Genomic DNA, 15,217 nt, shown 5'->3' on the forward strand with positions numbered 1-15,217 from the left:
GGCATATGGTATAATATAAACATGGAAAAAGATATATTTACTATTAAGAGAAATACACTTTCATATGGTAGAGGATATGTGTATTCTTTGCAATATCATCTTGTCTGGTGCACGAAATATCGAAAACAGGTTCTGAAAAATGGGATAGACGCAGAATGTAAAAAAATGTTGTATGGACTTGCGGAGGAATACAAATTTAAGATTCTGGCGATGGAGGTTATGCCAGATCATATTCATTTACTTCTGGATTGCAAACCGCAATTTTTTATATCAGACATGATAAAGATTATGAAGGGGAATCTGGCACGTCAGTTGTTTCTTTCGCATCCGGAATTAAAACAGGAGCTGTGGGGAGGACATTTGTGGAATCCATCGTATTGTGCAGTCACCGTAAGTGACCAAAGCAGGGATCAGGTAGTGGCATACATTGAGGGACAAAAAGAGAAGGAAAAAAGAAAGTAGGAAATTTTATGCAGATTGTATCCAGCTATGGAGTAGAAATTAAAAAAAAGAATATACCGCTCCGCTCTACGCTGGATATTTTTCGGAAGGCAGTTTCCTATCTGATTCCGGTGTATGCAGAGACCTGGGAAGAACTTTCAGAAATCAGAAATCCACAAAAACGCTTTAATGAAGCGGAACATCTGGTACATGAGACAAAAAAGAATCATGCCAGATTTCTGTTTGACCGTCATTTCCCTAAGATGCCATCTTATCTGAGAAGAGCGGCGATTCAACACGCACTTGGAGCCGTGTCCTCCTATCAGACACGCCTTAGTTTGTGGGAAAAGGGAGAACTGAGAGGAAAACCGAAGCTGGTCTGTGAGAATCATGCGATGCCGGTATTTTATCGGGATGTCATGTATAAGGAAGCAGAACCGGGAGAAGATGCGGCACATTTAAAGCTGTTTGATGGGCGGGAGTGGAAGTGGTTTCAAGTAAAATTACTTCATACCGATATGGAATATCTGCGAAAAAAATGGAGTGGTAAAAAGGCATCTGCCCCTACTTTGGAAAGGAAACATCATAAATATTTCCTTCGGTTTTCATACACAGAGGAAGTAAGCTTATCAAAAACAGATGTAAAAGAGCAGGTGATATGCAGCGTTGATTTAGGAATCAATACGGATGCGGTCTGCAGCATCATGCGTGCAGATGGCACTATCCTGGGACGTAAATTTATAAATTTCTCCAGTGATAAAGACCATTTGTATCATGTGCTTGGCAGAATCCGCCGTTTTCAGAGGGAACATTCCTCCAGACAGGTCCAAAGCCGATGGGATTATGCAAAAAGGCTGAATATGGAGCTGTCCCGCAAAATAGCTGCGGAGATCACGAAATATGCCGCAGAGTATCAGGCAGATGTAATTGTGTTTGAGTATCTGGAAATGCAGGGAAAAATATCCGGAAAAAAGAAACAAAAGCTTCATTTATGGAGAAAGCGGGATATTCAGAAACTGTGTGAACATCAGGCACATCGGAACGGAATTCGTGTGTCCATGGTCAGTGCCCGGAACACCAGCAGGCTGGCCTGTGACGGAAGCGGAGCGGTAGTAAGAAACCAGGAGAACCATAGCCTATGTACCTTCCGGACCGGAAAACAGTATAACTGCGACCTGTCAGCATCCTATAATATCGGAGCGAGATATTTTATACGGGAACTTTTAAAACCCTTGCCGGAAACGGAAAGGTCTTCACTGGAGGCAAAAGTACCTGCAGTGAAGCGTAGAACCTCCTGTGTTTATGCAGATTTAAGAAAGCTTTATGTAGAAGTAAACAATTTAAAAGCGGCATAAATGCAGGCAGATATACAGCGGACTACCTGTAATGTGGAAACCAGCCGTATCCGGCATGGGAAAAGTGCGTATCCGCACGAATTCTAAGTTACTGGCGTATCCGCCGATATTTAGTCTTGCCGTTTAAAACGGCTGAGAAGCATGTGACTTTAGCCATGTGAGGTTCACCCCCATGGACGAAAATGTTATAATTTTTATACTTTGGTTGCCGGAATCCTACGGCACAATAAATCGAAATGAGATGAATAAAATGCAAAAAAATCAAAATGATAAATCATACAAGAGAGTACAGCCAAGTGAAAAGCAGGAATCCCGGATTCCAGCGGAAGGCGTTCGTTTAAACCGCTTTTTGAGCGAGGCGGGCATCTGCTCCCGGCGGGAGGCGGATCGGCGGATCGCGGACGGGCGTGTGACGATCGATGGGCGCGTGGCAGAGGTCGGACAGAAGCTGATGCCGGGACAGCGCGTGGCGTGCGATGGCGTAGCGGTGTCCGGCAAGGATGCGCCGGTGCTTTTAGCGGTTAATAAGCCGCGGGGGATTGTCTGCACGACTTCTGATAAAGATCGGGCAGAAAATATCGTAGAATTTTTAGATTATCCGGTCCGGATTTATCCGATCGGGCGTCTGGACAAGGATTCAGAAGGGCTGCTTCTCATGACGAATGAGGGCGAGCTGGTCAATCGGATTCTAAGGGCTCGTTACGGACATGAAAAGGAATATCTGGTAACGGTGGATAAACCCATTGATAGTGAGTTTGTCCGGAAGATGAGCGCAGGAGTGAAGATTTTAGATACGGTTACCCGTCCTTGTGAGGTGGAAAAGACCGGGAAGACGAGTTTCCGGATCATCCTGACCCAGGGACTCAACCGCCAGATCCGCCGGATGTGCGAGGCGCTTGGGTACCAGGTACAGACATTAAAACGCGTCCGGATGCTGAACATTACGCTGGATGGGCTGAAAACAGGCGAGTACCGGGAAGTGACAGCGGCAGAGAGACAAAAATTAGAAGATATTTTGAACGGAAAGAAGAATGGCTGAGACAATGTTGTCTGGCAGTCAGTGCAGGTTCACATATGAGGTTGCATAGAAATGCTTGAAAACGCATTCAGAGGTAGTTGGAGAGAGCGATGGGAAAGGTGGAGTCAGATAGATGGCAGAGGACAAGACAAAACGGATACGGGAGCTGATTGGGACGCTGCGGGCAGCAGGGCGCGCCTATTATCAGGAGAGCCGGGAGATCATGAGCAACTTTGAGTATGATAAGCTTTATGATGAACTGGTTTCATTGGAGAAAGAGACGGGAATTGTATTTGCGAACAGCCCGACGCAGAATGTAGGATATGAGGTAGTCAGCGCGCTTCCGAAGGAGCGCCATGAGAAGCCGATGCTTTCGTTAAATAAGACGAAGAGCGTGGAAGAGCTGGCAGACTGGCTCGGCGGGCAGACCGGGCTTTTATCCTGGAAGATGGACGGTCTGACGATCGTCCTGACCTATCAGAATGGAACACTTGTCAAGGCGGTTACGCGTGGAAATGGTGAGATTGGCGAGGTTATCACGGCAAATGCAAAGGCGTTTGTCAATGTGCCGTTAAATATTTCCTACCAGGGTGAGCTTATCCTGCGCGGTGAGGCGATCATCCGGTATTCGGATTTTGAGAAGATCAATGAGCAGATCGAGGATGTCGATGCGAAATATAAGAATCCGCGAAACTTATGCAGCGGTTCGGTGCGTCAGTTAAACAGCGAAATCACAGCGCAGAGACAGGTCCATTTTTATGCGTTCAGCCTTGTAAAGGCGGATGGCATTGATTTCAAAAATTCGCGGAAAGAGCAGTTTGAGTGGCTGAAAACACAGGGGTTTGAGGTCGTAGAGTACCATGAGGTGACAAAAGAGACGCTGCCGGAGACGGTCAAAATGTATTCTGAGGCGATTGCGGAAAATGATACGCCGTCGGATGGACTGGTGCTTTTGTATGATGATATTGCCTACGGCCAGTCGCTGGGGCGGACGGCAAAATTTCCGCGCGATTCGATCGCATTCAAGTGGGCGGATGAGATTCAGGAGACGAAGCTTCTCTATATTGAATGGAGCGCGTCGAGAACGGGGCTGATTAACCCGGTGGCAGTATTTGAACCGGTTGAGCTGGAGGGAACGACGGTCAGCCGCGCCAGTGTCCACAACATCAGCATCATGGAGGCGCTGGAACTGGGGGCAGGCGACCGGATTACGGTTTATAAGGCAAATATGATCATTCCGCAGATCGCGGATAACCTGACGCGCAGCGGCGTCCGGGATATTCCAGAGGCATGTCCGGTGTGCGGCGGTCAGACGGAGGTGCGCCAGCTCAACGATGTAAAATCACTCTATTGCACGAACCCGGACTGCCAGGCGAAGAAGATCAAGAGTTTTACTCTTTTTACAAGCCGCGATGCCTTAAATATTGCGGGACTTTCAGAGGCGACGCTGGAGAAATTTATCGGCGTCGGCATGATTCATGAGTATGCGGACATTTTCCATCTGGACCGCCATCAGGAAGAGATCGTCGAGATGGACGGATTCGGGCAGAAATCGTATGACAATCTGATTGCGGCGGCTGAGAAAGCGTCCCACACGACCCTGCCGAGAATGGTGTACGGTCTGGGCGTTGCAGGCATCGGTCTGGCAAATGCCAAGATGATTTGCCGTCATTTTAAAAATGATTTTGAGGCGATGCGCCACGCCACCGTGGAAGAGCTGGTCGAGATTGATGGAATCGGGGAAGTTCTGGCGCAGGCGTGGACGGCATTCTTTTCGGATGAAAAGAATAATGCGATCGTCGATCATCTGCTGGCTGAGCTGACCTTTGAGGCAGGAGACGAAGAAAGCAGCGAGGGTGCAGATGAGGCATTCGCTGGGATGAATTTCGTCATTACCGGTTCGCTGGAACATTTCAAAAACCGGAAAGAGCTGCAGGAGCTGATTGAGCGCCGCGGCGGCAAGGTGACCGGAAGCGTGACGTCCAAGACGAATTATCTGATCAATAATGATGTGGCGTCGTCGTCCTCGAAGAATAAGAAGGCGCGGGAATTGGGGGTGCCGATTCTTTCGGAGGAGGAGTTTTTGAAGCTATAAGAGAGGTGAAAAAGCCGGACGCCAGACAGTGTTTAGCTGGCTTTTTTTTGCAGCTTGTGTTATGATTAGGAATGCTGATATAGTTTTTATTGTAAGTAGAAATGAATCATATCGGTATATAATAGAATCCTAAAATTCAAACGAATTTTATATAAAAAGGGGATATATAACTATGCCAATTAAAATACAAAAGGATCTTCCTGCTAAGGCAATTTTGGAATCGGAGAATATATTTGTGATGGATGAGGATCGGGCGATGAGCCAGGATATTCGTCCGCTTGAGATTTTGATTCTGAACCTGATGCCGATCAAGGAGGATACGGAGACGCAGCTTCTGCGGGCACTTTCGAATACGCCGCTGCAGGTGGACTGTTCATTCCTGATGCTGGAAACGCACGTTTCGAAAAATACATCGCAGACGCATTTGAATAAGTTTTATGTGACGTTTGACGAGATCCGCCGCAAGCGCTTTGATGGTATGATTATTACCGGCGCGCCGGTGGAGAATATGGAGTTTGAGGAGATCAACTACTGGGACGAGCTGACGAAGATCATGGAGTGGAGCAAGACGCATGTGACCTCGACGTTTCATATCTGCTGGGGTATGCAGGCGGGACTCTATTATCATTATGGAATTCAGAAACATCAGAGAAAGACAAAGCTTTCCGGCATTTACAGACATCGTCTTTTGAACCGGAAGATCCCGCTGGTCCGTAGCCTCGATGATTATTTTTACTGCCCGCATTCCCGTTACACGGAAGACCGGGAAGAGGATATTCTGAAACATCCAGAATTGCAGATTCTGGCGAAATCGGATGAGGCTGGCGTATTTCTGGTGATGAACCAGGATGGAAGCCAGATTTTCGTTCAGGGGCATCCGGAGTATGATCGCATGACGTTAAACAACGAGTACCACCGCGATCTGAAAAAAGGCTTAAATCCGCAGGTACCGTGCAACTATTACCCGGACAACGATCCATTTTCCATGCCGGTGCTGAAATGGAGAAATATGTCCAACACGCTGTACTCGAACTGGCTGAATTACTATGTATACCAGATGACGCCGTACGTGCTGAAGGAGGACGAGCAGGAGTAGGAACAGAAATCTGCTATTTATGAGAGTATAAGATATAGAAATAGAGATTTCGATAAAATTGATCGGGGAAAATATCTTCTTCGAACTGGATGGTGGGAGCCGCCGTCGGAGTGGTGCTGCTGGCAGCTGGAATGTTTTTGATTTGGAAGAACCGCAAATAAGGCTGCAGATTAAAAAAACGGTAAAAAGATAGATATAATACAGATATGAAAAAATACAGGCAGGGCTGTCGGAATTTTGCACAGTGTGGTTGAAACCATGTGTGGGAAAGATTCTGACAGCCCTGTTTATGCGGATTTTTGTTTTTATTAATTCCAGAAATCGGTTTCTTCTTTCAACTCAATATCAGCTGCTTTAAAGACCGGATTCTTCCCAGCCTGTTTTTGAGCCCGGTAGTCTTCCAGGCAGCGGAGCGCCGGCTTGGCAATCAGGAAGATAATTGGTACGTTGATGACTGCCATCAGTCCCATCAGAACATCGGCGGTATCCCACACGATGCCGAGACTTGCCACAGAACCGATGAGGACAATCACGATAGCGATCACTCTCTGGGTAATCCGGACGCCCTTGACCGGAGTTTTGCCGCAGAGATAAGCCATGCCGGTTTCAGCAAAATAGTAGTTTCCGAGTAGCGTAGTAAAGGCAAATAAAATCAGGGCAACTGTGATAAATACAACACCTGCGGTGCCGAATACGTTATTCATAGCTGCCTGCACATATGCCATGCCAGCCATGTCTGCACTCGGTGCAACGCCGGAGCAGAGCAGTAAAAATGCGGTTGCAGAGCAGATGACAACAGTATCGATAAATACGGATAATACCTGAACAAGACCCTGTTTGACCGGGTGGCTGACACCCGCGGAACCGGCTGCGGTAGCGGAAGCACCGACACCTGCCTCATTGGAGAACAAGCCTCTCTTGATGCCGAGCATCACAACGGATCCCATGAAGCCGCCGAAGATAGCCTGAATATCAAAAGCCCCTTCAAAAATGCTTGCGAACATACCCGGAATCATGTTTCCGTGGAGAATAATCATCAGCAGGGCAGCTGCAATGTAAAGTCCGCCCATTACCGGAACAAGAATTCCTGTGATTTTAGCGATCTGTTTGCCGCCGCCGCTGATGCAGATGCCGAAGATAACAGCCTGGATGATACCGATGAGAATCGGAGTCAGGCTTGGATTGTAGAAACTGTATACTTTAAAAGAATCTGCCACATTGAAGGATGCAACGAGGTTAAATCCAACCATGTAAGTCAAAATCATGAAAATAGCATAGAGAACACCCAGCCATCTTTTTTTCAGAACGGCTTCAATATAGTAGGAAGGACCGCCGTAGCAACTTCCGTCCTCGGCACGGCGTTTGTAGATCTGTGCCAGCGTACTTTCTACAAATGCGGTTGCACTTCCGAGGATCGCGGTCATCCACATCCAGAAGATAGCGCCCGGACCGCCGAAACAGATGGCGGTAGAAATGCCGGCGATATTTCCGGTGCCGACGCGCGAAGCAGTGGAAACCATCAATGCCTGAAAGGCGGAAATAGACTCATCTTCCTTGTCGGATGGCTCCAGGATAACCCGGATGGATTCAAGTAAGTAACGAAGCTGTACCCCTTTGGTGCGGATGGTAAAATAGATGCCGCCGCCTACCAGCAGGATGATTAACACGTAGCTGTAAAGATAGTTGCTTGCTGTGCCGATTATCTTTGCGTATAAATCTGCCATTTTAAAATACCCCTCTCATACAATTTACATATTGTTTTTGCTATAAAGTGTGCCGCTGCGGATCAAACATATGGAGATGCAGTTCATGTGACATATATTCAAGCACGCATTCTCCAGCGACGCTGTTCCCCTTTTTATCTAACGCCGGTCCGAAGATGCCGATTCCCATCTCGCCGTCTACCACTGATAAGATACCGCCGCCGACGCCGCTTTTGGATGGGATGCCGACCCGGACGGCAAATTCGCCGGAACCATCGTACATACCGCAGGTAAACATGAGTGTTTTGACGATTTTAACCGCCTGGCTGCTTAAAAGCCGTTTTCCCGTGTCTGGATGAATGCCATCGTTGGCGAGAATCAGTCCCAGTCCGGCGAGGCTTTCTGCCGTCACGCTGAGAGAGCACATTTTGACATAAAAATGCAGGCTGTTTTCCACATCTTTATTCTTTTCGATGTACCCCTTGCTCTCCAGCAGATAGGCGATTGCCCGGTTGCGGGAAATATGAGACATTTCCGAGTGATAAACCTTTTTGTCGAGGTTGATGTCCGGATCCATGCAGAGAGCCCGGATGGTATCAAGCATGGTGTCAAAACTGATTTCGGAAGCAAGGCAGCTTGCCACCACGATGGCTCCCGCGTTGATCATCGGGTTGTAAGGCGAACTGTCTGTATTTTCCAGTTTCATCAACGAGTTGAATGGATCGCCGGTCGGCTCCATGCCTACTTTTTTAAATACCTGGTCGAAGCCGCAGATTTCCAGCGCGACTGCAAGGGTGATGATTTTGGAGATACTCTGAATGCTGAATCGGACTTTCGTATCTCCGACGGAAATCCGTTTGCCGTTCCGGCAAAAAACACTGACTCCGAGCTGACTGCCATCTACCTTTCCAAGCTCTGGTATGTAGGTGGCAACTGCACCCTCATGGGTATGTGTTTTTCCCAGTGCAACGGCTTGTTCAAGTACATCTCTCATACTTAAACGCCTCCTGTTTTTTATTCGGTGTTGCTTTCTGATAGTATGGTAGCATGGGGAAGGCAGTTTGTATAATGCGTGTCAGCTTTAAGGGATATGACAAAAAGGTATAACGGGATATATATGTCAGATATGAATAAATATTTATGATGAACGGGGAAGAGGTGCTGAAAAGGATCAAAAAAAAACTGCCGGGACGGCTGTGAATGTCCGGCAGCTTTGATGGTGTTTTTTTAGAGAAGTTTTTTCTTTAAGTCATAAATAAATTCTTGTACGATCGCCGTCATTGGCGTGTCTTTCCGCATTGCATATCCAAATTCCAGCATAAAACCACAGTTTGGAATCGGAATAGAAGTGGAGTGGTAGGAGGCTTCTTGTTTGGCGAAATCGTGGATGCCGATGCTGTAGCAGTCACTGATCGAGATCATGTACATCAGGGTGGCGCGGCTGGAAAGATAGGTGATTTTCGAGCGCATTTTTTCTGCATCCTGATCCCCTTCGGAGAGAAGTTGGTAAATATAATCATCGCATTGTCCAAGATACCAGAGAAAGCCGTACTCTGCCAGTGTGTGCAGGTTGACCGGTTTCTGTTGCAGCAGAAGCGGATGTTTGCGGGAAATGATAATGTGTGGTTCGATGTTGGCAAGAAAATGGTACTCCAGCCCTTTTGATTCGAGCAAGGCCTCCATTTCACGCCGTTTGCGGCTGTCAAAATGAAACACGCCTACATCGACACGCCCGGATACCACATCCTCGATGACTTCGTCTGAATTGCCTTCATACAGTCGATGGGAGAAGGATGGCTGATCGCGGTGACGCAGGACTATTTCACTGAAACTTTCCATGATATGAGAAAAACGTGTCATGGAGACAGCCAGCGGATCAGAAATTTTGATTTGTTCCTTCTTTTTCTGAAACCAGAGCTGTTCCATTTCGTCAATGATTTTTTCGGAATGTGTCAGAAATTCCATTCCTTCAGGCGTTAATGTTACGCCTGAGCGGCTGCGGTTAAAGAGCCTGGCGCCGAGATTTTCTTCCAGATCGTGCATGATTTTCCCAAGATACGGCTGGGAAATATAGAGCGCCTGGGCGGCTTTATTGATGGATCCGAGGCGCGCTACCTTGATAAAATATTCTAAATGCCGAAAATTGATATCGTATTTCAAAAAAGTTCCCCCTTTGTAAATCCCCCTGAATGTAATAAGTATAAAATAAAAAAATGTAAATTGCCAGAAAATACCTAAACATATTGCATTTAAGGGATATAGCAAAATAGCATATAATTTATTGTTTGACTGTACCTGTATGTAAGAGAAGCAGTCCTCCTATATACAGCAGGCAAAGGATACCGGACTGGATGAGGACAGGCGGAAACAGGTGAGGCAGGTAAGACGCGTTTGGAATAACTTCTAACATCCCAATCGAAACCAGCAGGCAGAATGCCGGTTTTACAATGCCCTGGCTGACTGGCAGGCGGATCGGGACTTCGCAGGCGAGGGCGTGGATGTGGAGAAAGGCGAGCACCAGTTCGCTGATGAGAAGCGCCGCCAGATAGGCGAAAATCCCCCATCGCGGGATGGCGAAAAGGACGAGCGACAGGGTGAGAAGCATGGAAACCGTATGGTGGATGAAGACGGTTCCCGTTTTCCCAAGCCCGTTTAAAATACTTCCCATGGTAGTGGAGAGGTAGAGAAACGGGCAGAGCCAGGATAAAATCTGGATGAAACGTCCGGCATCGGCGTTGTGGTAAAAGGTTTCGCCCAGTGCCGGACCGAAGCGGGTGAAGAGCCCGACGCAGAGAATTCCCATGTACAGGCTGTATCGGAGCGCCATGGAGATGGTGCGTTCGATTTTGTCCGGCTGATTCTGCGCCTGCGCCTCCGAGACTGCCGGGAGCAGGACGACGGCGAGGGAGTTGGTGATGGCGGATGGAAAGAGGACAAAGGGGAGTGCCATGCCTGTGAGAACTCCGTAAATACTGACCGATTCAACCCGCGAGAGCCCGGAGAGGAGAAGCTGGTTCGGTACAAAGATGGCTTCGAGACTCTGGAGAAAGCTGAGCGTGAGGCGATTCGCCATGAGGGGGAGTGCCATGGTGAGGAGGGGGAGGAGCAGGGGAGTAATAGGAGTGTTTGCATTTGGCAGTATGGCAATGGACTTCGAGCATCCATAAACTAACAGACAGAACACCGCCGAAGCCGCTTCCCCGATCAACAGCCCCCAGACAGCCAGCAGCACCGTGATCGGAATCCTGTTCGTGCGGCAGACATGGACGATCAGCAGGACGGAGAAAATGCGGATGCACTGCTCAACCACCTGTGAAAACGCCGGGACTGCCGTTTTTTTGAGCCCGTAATAATACCCGCAGCAGCAGGCATGGATCGCGCAGAAGGGGATCGAGAGGGCGAGTGCGGGCAGAAGCGGCGCACATTCGGGCGCAAGAAGGACGCGCGCGGCGAGAAAATCGGCGAAGGTGTAGATCAAAGAGGTCAGCGGCAGGGCGATCGATAGTGAGAGTGCGAGGCTGACCCGCAAAAAGGCGCGTCCCTTTTCCGGGGAGGCGGCGGTCAGGCGGGAGAGCGAAGTCTGGATTGGACCGGCGCAGAGAGCAAATGCGATGCCATGTACGGGAAAAATCATCTGATATAAACCCAGACCTTCGGCGCCGATCGTCCGGGAGAGAAAGATGCGGTAGAAAAAGCCGAGAATCCGGCAGAAAAATCCGACTGCCGTCAGGAGCAGGGTTCCGGTAATCAAAGGATGAAATCTTCGCATGGCAGATCTCCGGGGAGGGTATGTCAGAAAAGTATATGAGGAGGAAGATGAAAGTAGAAGAAAACCAAGATGTTTATAAAACACTGGGGACACATTTTTTTGGAAACTGAAAGAAGCCCCGAGTTGGCAGAAGGGCAGAAATAGCTTAAATTAAAGGATACAAAAATAAACTGTATTTAATACATAAATTAACAGATGGACATTGAGTTAGAACAGGAATATACTAAAAACATCAAAAAATAAAAAATTACTGCGAAAAATAACTGGTTGGTAGGGAAAAGAGTGTGAAGCTATGTTAGAAGGAATTGTATTACTTGCATTTATCGCGGCGCTGGCAGGCTGCGTGTTTACCGGCGCGTCCGTGCTCTGGGCGTTGGCGGGTGGCTATCTGATTTTCTGTGCGTATGGCCTGATTCGGAAGCACAGCCTCGCGGAACTCGGAAAAATGTCGCTTTCTGGCATTAAAACCGTCCGCAATATCCTGATGATTTTCGGACTTATTGGCTTTATCACAGCGCTGTGGCGGGCATCCGGCACGATCGCCGTGATCGTGTGCTGGTCGTCGAAGCTGGTGTCGCCGTCGGCATTTCTGGTGATCGCGTTCCTTCTTAACTGTATGGTGTCGATCCTGACCGGAACCTCCTTTGGAACCGGCGCGACGATGGGCGTTATCTGTATGGCGATGGGACGTGCGATGGAGCTTGACCCGTTCTGGATCGGCGGCGCGATTCTTTCGGGCATCTATTTTGGCGATCGCTGTTCACCGGTATCGTCCAGCGCGAATCTTGTCTGTGTGCTGACGAAGACCGATATTTATGAAAATATCCGCGAAATGGTAAAGACCTCGCTGGTGCCATTTGCGGCTACGTGTATTCTCTATTATATAGTGGGACGTTCCATGAGTGCCGGAAACGGACGGATGGATGTGGAAGGGCTGTTTTCCAATAGTTTTGTACTTCATTGGAGCGCGGTGATCCCGGCGGCGATTATCCTGGTGCTGTCTGTGTTCCGGGTGGAGGTCAAGAAAACGATGCTGATCAGCATTGTGTTGGCGGCGTTTCTGAGCGTGGTGCTGCAGGGGCGGACAATCGGAGAAATTTTACAGATGTGCCTGACCGGTTATCAGGCAAGCGATCCGGCGCTCAATGCCATGATGAACGGCGGCGGCCTGAAATCAATGATTAAGGTGGCTGCGATTGTGAGCCTGTCCTCCTGTTATGCAGGAATTTTCGAGGGAACTGGGCTCTTGAAGCCGATTCAGGGGAAAATAGAGGCGTTGAGCCGGAAAATTACTCCGTTTGGTGCGACCTTTGCGGTGGCGGCAGTTGCTTCCATGATCGCTTGTAACCAGACGCTTTCGATCATGCTGACCCATCAGCTCTGCAAGGAAGGAAATCCAGATAATAAACGATTTGCAATCGATCTGGAAAATACGGCGGTTGTGCTGGCACCGCTGGTTCCGTGGTCGATCGCCGGAGCCGTTCCTCTGGCAGCCGTCGGTGCTCCGATTGCGAGTGTGGTGGTGGCGTCGTATCTGTACATACTGCCGATCTGGAGTTTTTTGGTTCGTCTCATAAGAAGGTCGTAGGAAAAGGAGGAAGAGCCATATGAATTTACTCGAACTTTGCAACCTACAGGGTTCCTTATTCCTGATGATACTGGCGGGTGCGGTACTGAAACGTCGAGGGATCATCAGCAAGGAAGGCGAAAAATGTCTGACGGATCTCTGCGTGAATATCGTGATTCCCTGCAATATTGTGAAATCGTGCCTGATTTCATTTGATGCTTCGATTTTTAAAACGTGCGGGTTGCTGTTGGCGGTTGGATTTGTCTTGCAGCTTGTCTGTGTGGCCCTCAACAAAGTGCTGTTTAAGGAATATTCAGAGCAGCACCGGAAGGTGCTTCAATACTGTACGATCGTTTCCAACGGCGGATTCCTCGGAAACCCGGTTGCGGAAGGCGTATATGGAAGTATGGGACTTCTCTACGCATCCATTTTTCTGATTCCGATGCGCGTTGTCATGTGGTCGGCGGGTACATCCTATTTTGTTGGAGGCGGTTCTGACCGGAAAAAGGTATTGAAAAATGTCCTGACGCACCCGTGTCTGGTCGGTGTCTACATCGGTATGTTCCTGATGGCGACACAGCTGCAGCTTCCGGGCGTGCTGAAATCGACGGTTACCTACATTGGAAACTGTAACTCGGCGCTGACGATGTTTATTATCGGTACGATTCTGACCGATGTGAGACTGCGTGAGATTATTAATCCGACGGCCCTCAAATTCAGTGTGCTCCGTCTGTTCCTTCTTCCGCTTCTGGCATATGGAATCAGCCTGGCGGCCGGATTGGATTCGGTGGCAGCAGGTGTGGCAGTCATCATGACGGGAATGCCAGCCGGTGCAACTGCAGCGATCTTTGCGGCGCGCTATGACAGCGATGCACCGTTTGCAGCGAAAACGGTAGTGCTCACGACGCTGATTTCGATGATTACGATTCCGGCGTGGTGTCTGTTTATAGGATAAAAAGAATAGGTAAGAAGCAACAATAATAGAAAGAATACTAGAAAAATTGAGAAAATAATGTAAATATGGTAAATGAATATAAAAAGACCTGAAAGGTGCGGTAAATGGCTGCTCTTCAGGTCTTTTATATTTTAAAATGAATCAAAGGATAAGCAAACAGAGGTTGAAAGAATTAGTTTATGATTCTTATTCATTCGTTTCACTCTTTCGTGAAATCCGCGCTTCTTCCAGATAATTATACAGTGTATACTTGGAAATCTGCATCGCGTCGCACAGGAGCAGGCTGGTTTTTGTGATCTTGAAGACGCCTTTCTGGTCAAGATAGTCGAGTGCACGAATTTTTTCTTCCTTGTTCATCAGCATCATCGGTTTTCCGATCATGGACTCTGCCTGATAAATATAGTGCTGTAAAATATCATCGACATTCTTTTTGAGAATAAAGTCGCGGTCAGACATGGCTGCCTGATTTGCGCCATTCGTGCCGTCCGTGCTGCCAGTTCCGGAAAAGGTGCCATCAGAAGCCATTCCGGATGGTGTGCAGCCAGACATGCCGTCGATCTGTGCGCCCACAGCTGCCGATACGCCGATGGTGCCTGGGCGTCCGATCAGATTTTGCAGGGCGCTCTGTGCCAGATAGAGATCGCGAACATCCATATTTAAGCAGACAGATCCGATAATTTTGTGATGTTCGTCCTCGATGAGCGTTGTGCAGGACTTAAAAAGCCGGTCTTTCTGGCTGGTATCGAGGGAAATGATCGAATGCTTGAGCGGCTCGATATCATTGCCGAGCTGTGTGATCATGCCGCCGCGCGGGGAACCGCCGACGTCGCGCCCGCTTAGCTGTGAGTTGAATGCGTAGACGATCGTGTGATCGTAGCCTTTGCGGTAATCGTGGACGATGATCTCACAGTTATCTCCGAGAAACTTTTGAAGTCCTTCGAGAAAACGGATGAGAAACTGAAAGTCCATGTAGTTGGAAATTTCCATGAATACCTCCTTTGGGGTGCTCTGTGCCCCGAGTGTGTATCGCAAAATTTTGCGTCTTAAAATAATTCGGAAAATGAAATGCACAGGGATTGTCTTTCTTTTGTCAAAGTTCCTGAAAAAAATTTTATCGCGTTCATTTTGCTGCGTCAATCCTGTTTCTATAGAAAAAAGTTAGTAGATAGGGAACATAAATAAGAGAATGTTCTCCTTTTTTGTTTAAAAATCAAAAAT

Annotated in this window: 12 protein-coding genes; 7 read left to right on the plus strand and 5 right to left on the minus strand. The window is 48.2% G+C overall.

The window, feature by feature from the left end:
* The first annotated feature begins 21 nt into the window (after positions 1-21).
* The 5 genes from tnpA (at position 22) to metA (ending at position 6,005) form a co-directional block, all read left to right on the plus strand.
* Entirely contained in the window at positions 22-462 is a 441-nt protein-coding gene (gene tnpA / locus DXB70_RS11510) for an IS200/IS605 family transposase (RefSeq protein ID WP_118673392.1), read from the plus strand.
* Between the two features lie 8 nt (positions 463-470).
* Positions 471-1,796, plus strand: a complete 1,326-nt coding sequence (locus tag DXB70_RS11515; RefSeq protein WP_118673362.1) for an IS200/IS605 family accessory protein TnpB-related protein — start codon at positions 471-473, stop codon at positions 1,794-1,796.
* A 250-nt stretch (positions 1,797-2,046) separates the two neighbouring features.
* On the plus strand, positions 2,047-2,835 hold the full coding sequence (locus DXB70_RS11520) for a pseudouridine synthase (protein ID WP_117796006.1): 789 nt from the start codon (positions 2,047-2,049) through the stop codon (positions 2,833-2,835).
* A 112-nt stretch (positions 2,836-2,947) separates the two neighbouring features.
* Positions 2,948-4,909 carry an NAD-dependent DNA ligase LigA gene (gene ligA / locus DXB70_RS11525; protein ID WP_118673363.1) on the plus strand — a complete coding sequence of 654 codons (1,962 nt, stop codon included), beginning with the start codon at positions 2,948-2,950 and terminating at the stop codon, positions 4,907-4,909.
* A gap of 172 nt (positions 4,910-5,081) precedes the next feature.
* On the plus strand, positions 5,082-6,005 hold the full coding sequence (gene metA, locus DXB70_RS11530) for a homoserine O-succinyltransferase (protein WP_118673364.1): 924 nt from the start codon (positions 5,082-5,084) through the stop codon (positions 6,003-6,005).
* A gap of 308 nt (positions 6,006-6,313) precedes the next feature.
* Here metA and DXB70_RS11540 read toward each other — a convergent pair whose 3' ends face one another.
* The 4 genes from DXB70_RS11540 to DXB70_RS11555 form a co-directional block, all read right to left on the minus strand.
* Entirely contained in the window at positions 6,314-7,729 is a 1,416-nt protein-coding gene (locus tag DXB70_RS11540) for an alanine/glycine:cation symporter family protein (RefSeq protein ID WP_118467008.1), read from the minus strand.
* Positions 7,730-7,769: 40 nt separating this feature from the next.
* Positions 7,770-8,702, minus strand: coding sequence for a glutaminase A (glsA, locus tag DXB70_RS11545; protein ID WP_107001281.1), 933 nt, complete (start codon positions 8,700-8,702; stop codon positions 7,770-7,772).
* A 233-nt stretch (positions 8,703-8,935) separates the two neighbouring features.
* Complete coding sequence (locus DXB70_RS11550; protein WP_107001280.1) at positions 8,936-9,868, minus strand: LysR family transcriptional regulator; 933 nt, start codon at positions 9,866-9,868, stop codon at positions 8,936-8,938.
* 118 nt (positions 9,869-9,986) lie between these two features.
* Positions 9,987-11,477, minus strand: coding sequence for a polysaccharide biosynthesis protein (locus tag DXB70_RS11555; protein ID WP_118673365.1), 1,491 nt, complete (start codon positions 11,475-11,477; stop codon positions 9,987-9,989).
* Between the two features lie 292 nt (positions 11,478-11,769).
* On the opposite strand from DXB70_RS11555, the gene DXB70_RS11560 reads away from it, so the two are divergent.
* Complete coding sequence (locus DXB70_RS11560; RefSeq protein ID WP_118673366.1) at positions 11,770-13,065, plus strand: Na+/H+ antiporter NhaC family protein; 1,296 nt, start codon at positions 11,770-11,772, stop codon at positions 13,063-13,065.
* 19 nt (positions 13,066-13,084) lie between these two features.
* Positions 13,085-13,999: an AEC family transporter gene (locus tag DXB70_RS11565; protein ID WP_118673367.1), complete on the plus strand. Its 915-nt coding sequence runs from the start codon at positions 13,085-13,087 to the stop codon at positions 13,997-13,999.
* A gap of 186 nt (positions 14,000-14,185) precedes the next feature.
* Here DXB70_RS11565 and DXB70_RS11570 read toward each other — a convergent pair whose 3' ends face one another.
* On the minus strand, positions 14,186-14,986 hold the full coding sequence (locus DXB70_RS11570; protein ID WP_107001276.1) for a helix-turn-helix transcriptional regulator: 801 nt from the start codon (positions 14,984-14,986) through the stop codon (positions 14,186-14,188).
* Between the last annotated feature and the right edge of the window lie 231 nt (positions 14,987-15,217).

Source organism: Clostridium sp. OM05-5BH (genome assembly GCF_003481505.1).
GTDB classification, from domain to species: Bacteria; Bacillota; Clostridia; order Lachnospirales; family Lachnospiraceae; genus Otoolea; species Otoolea fessa.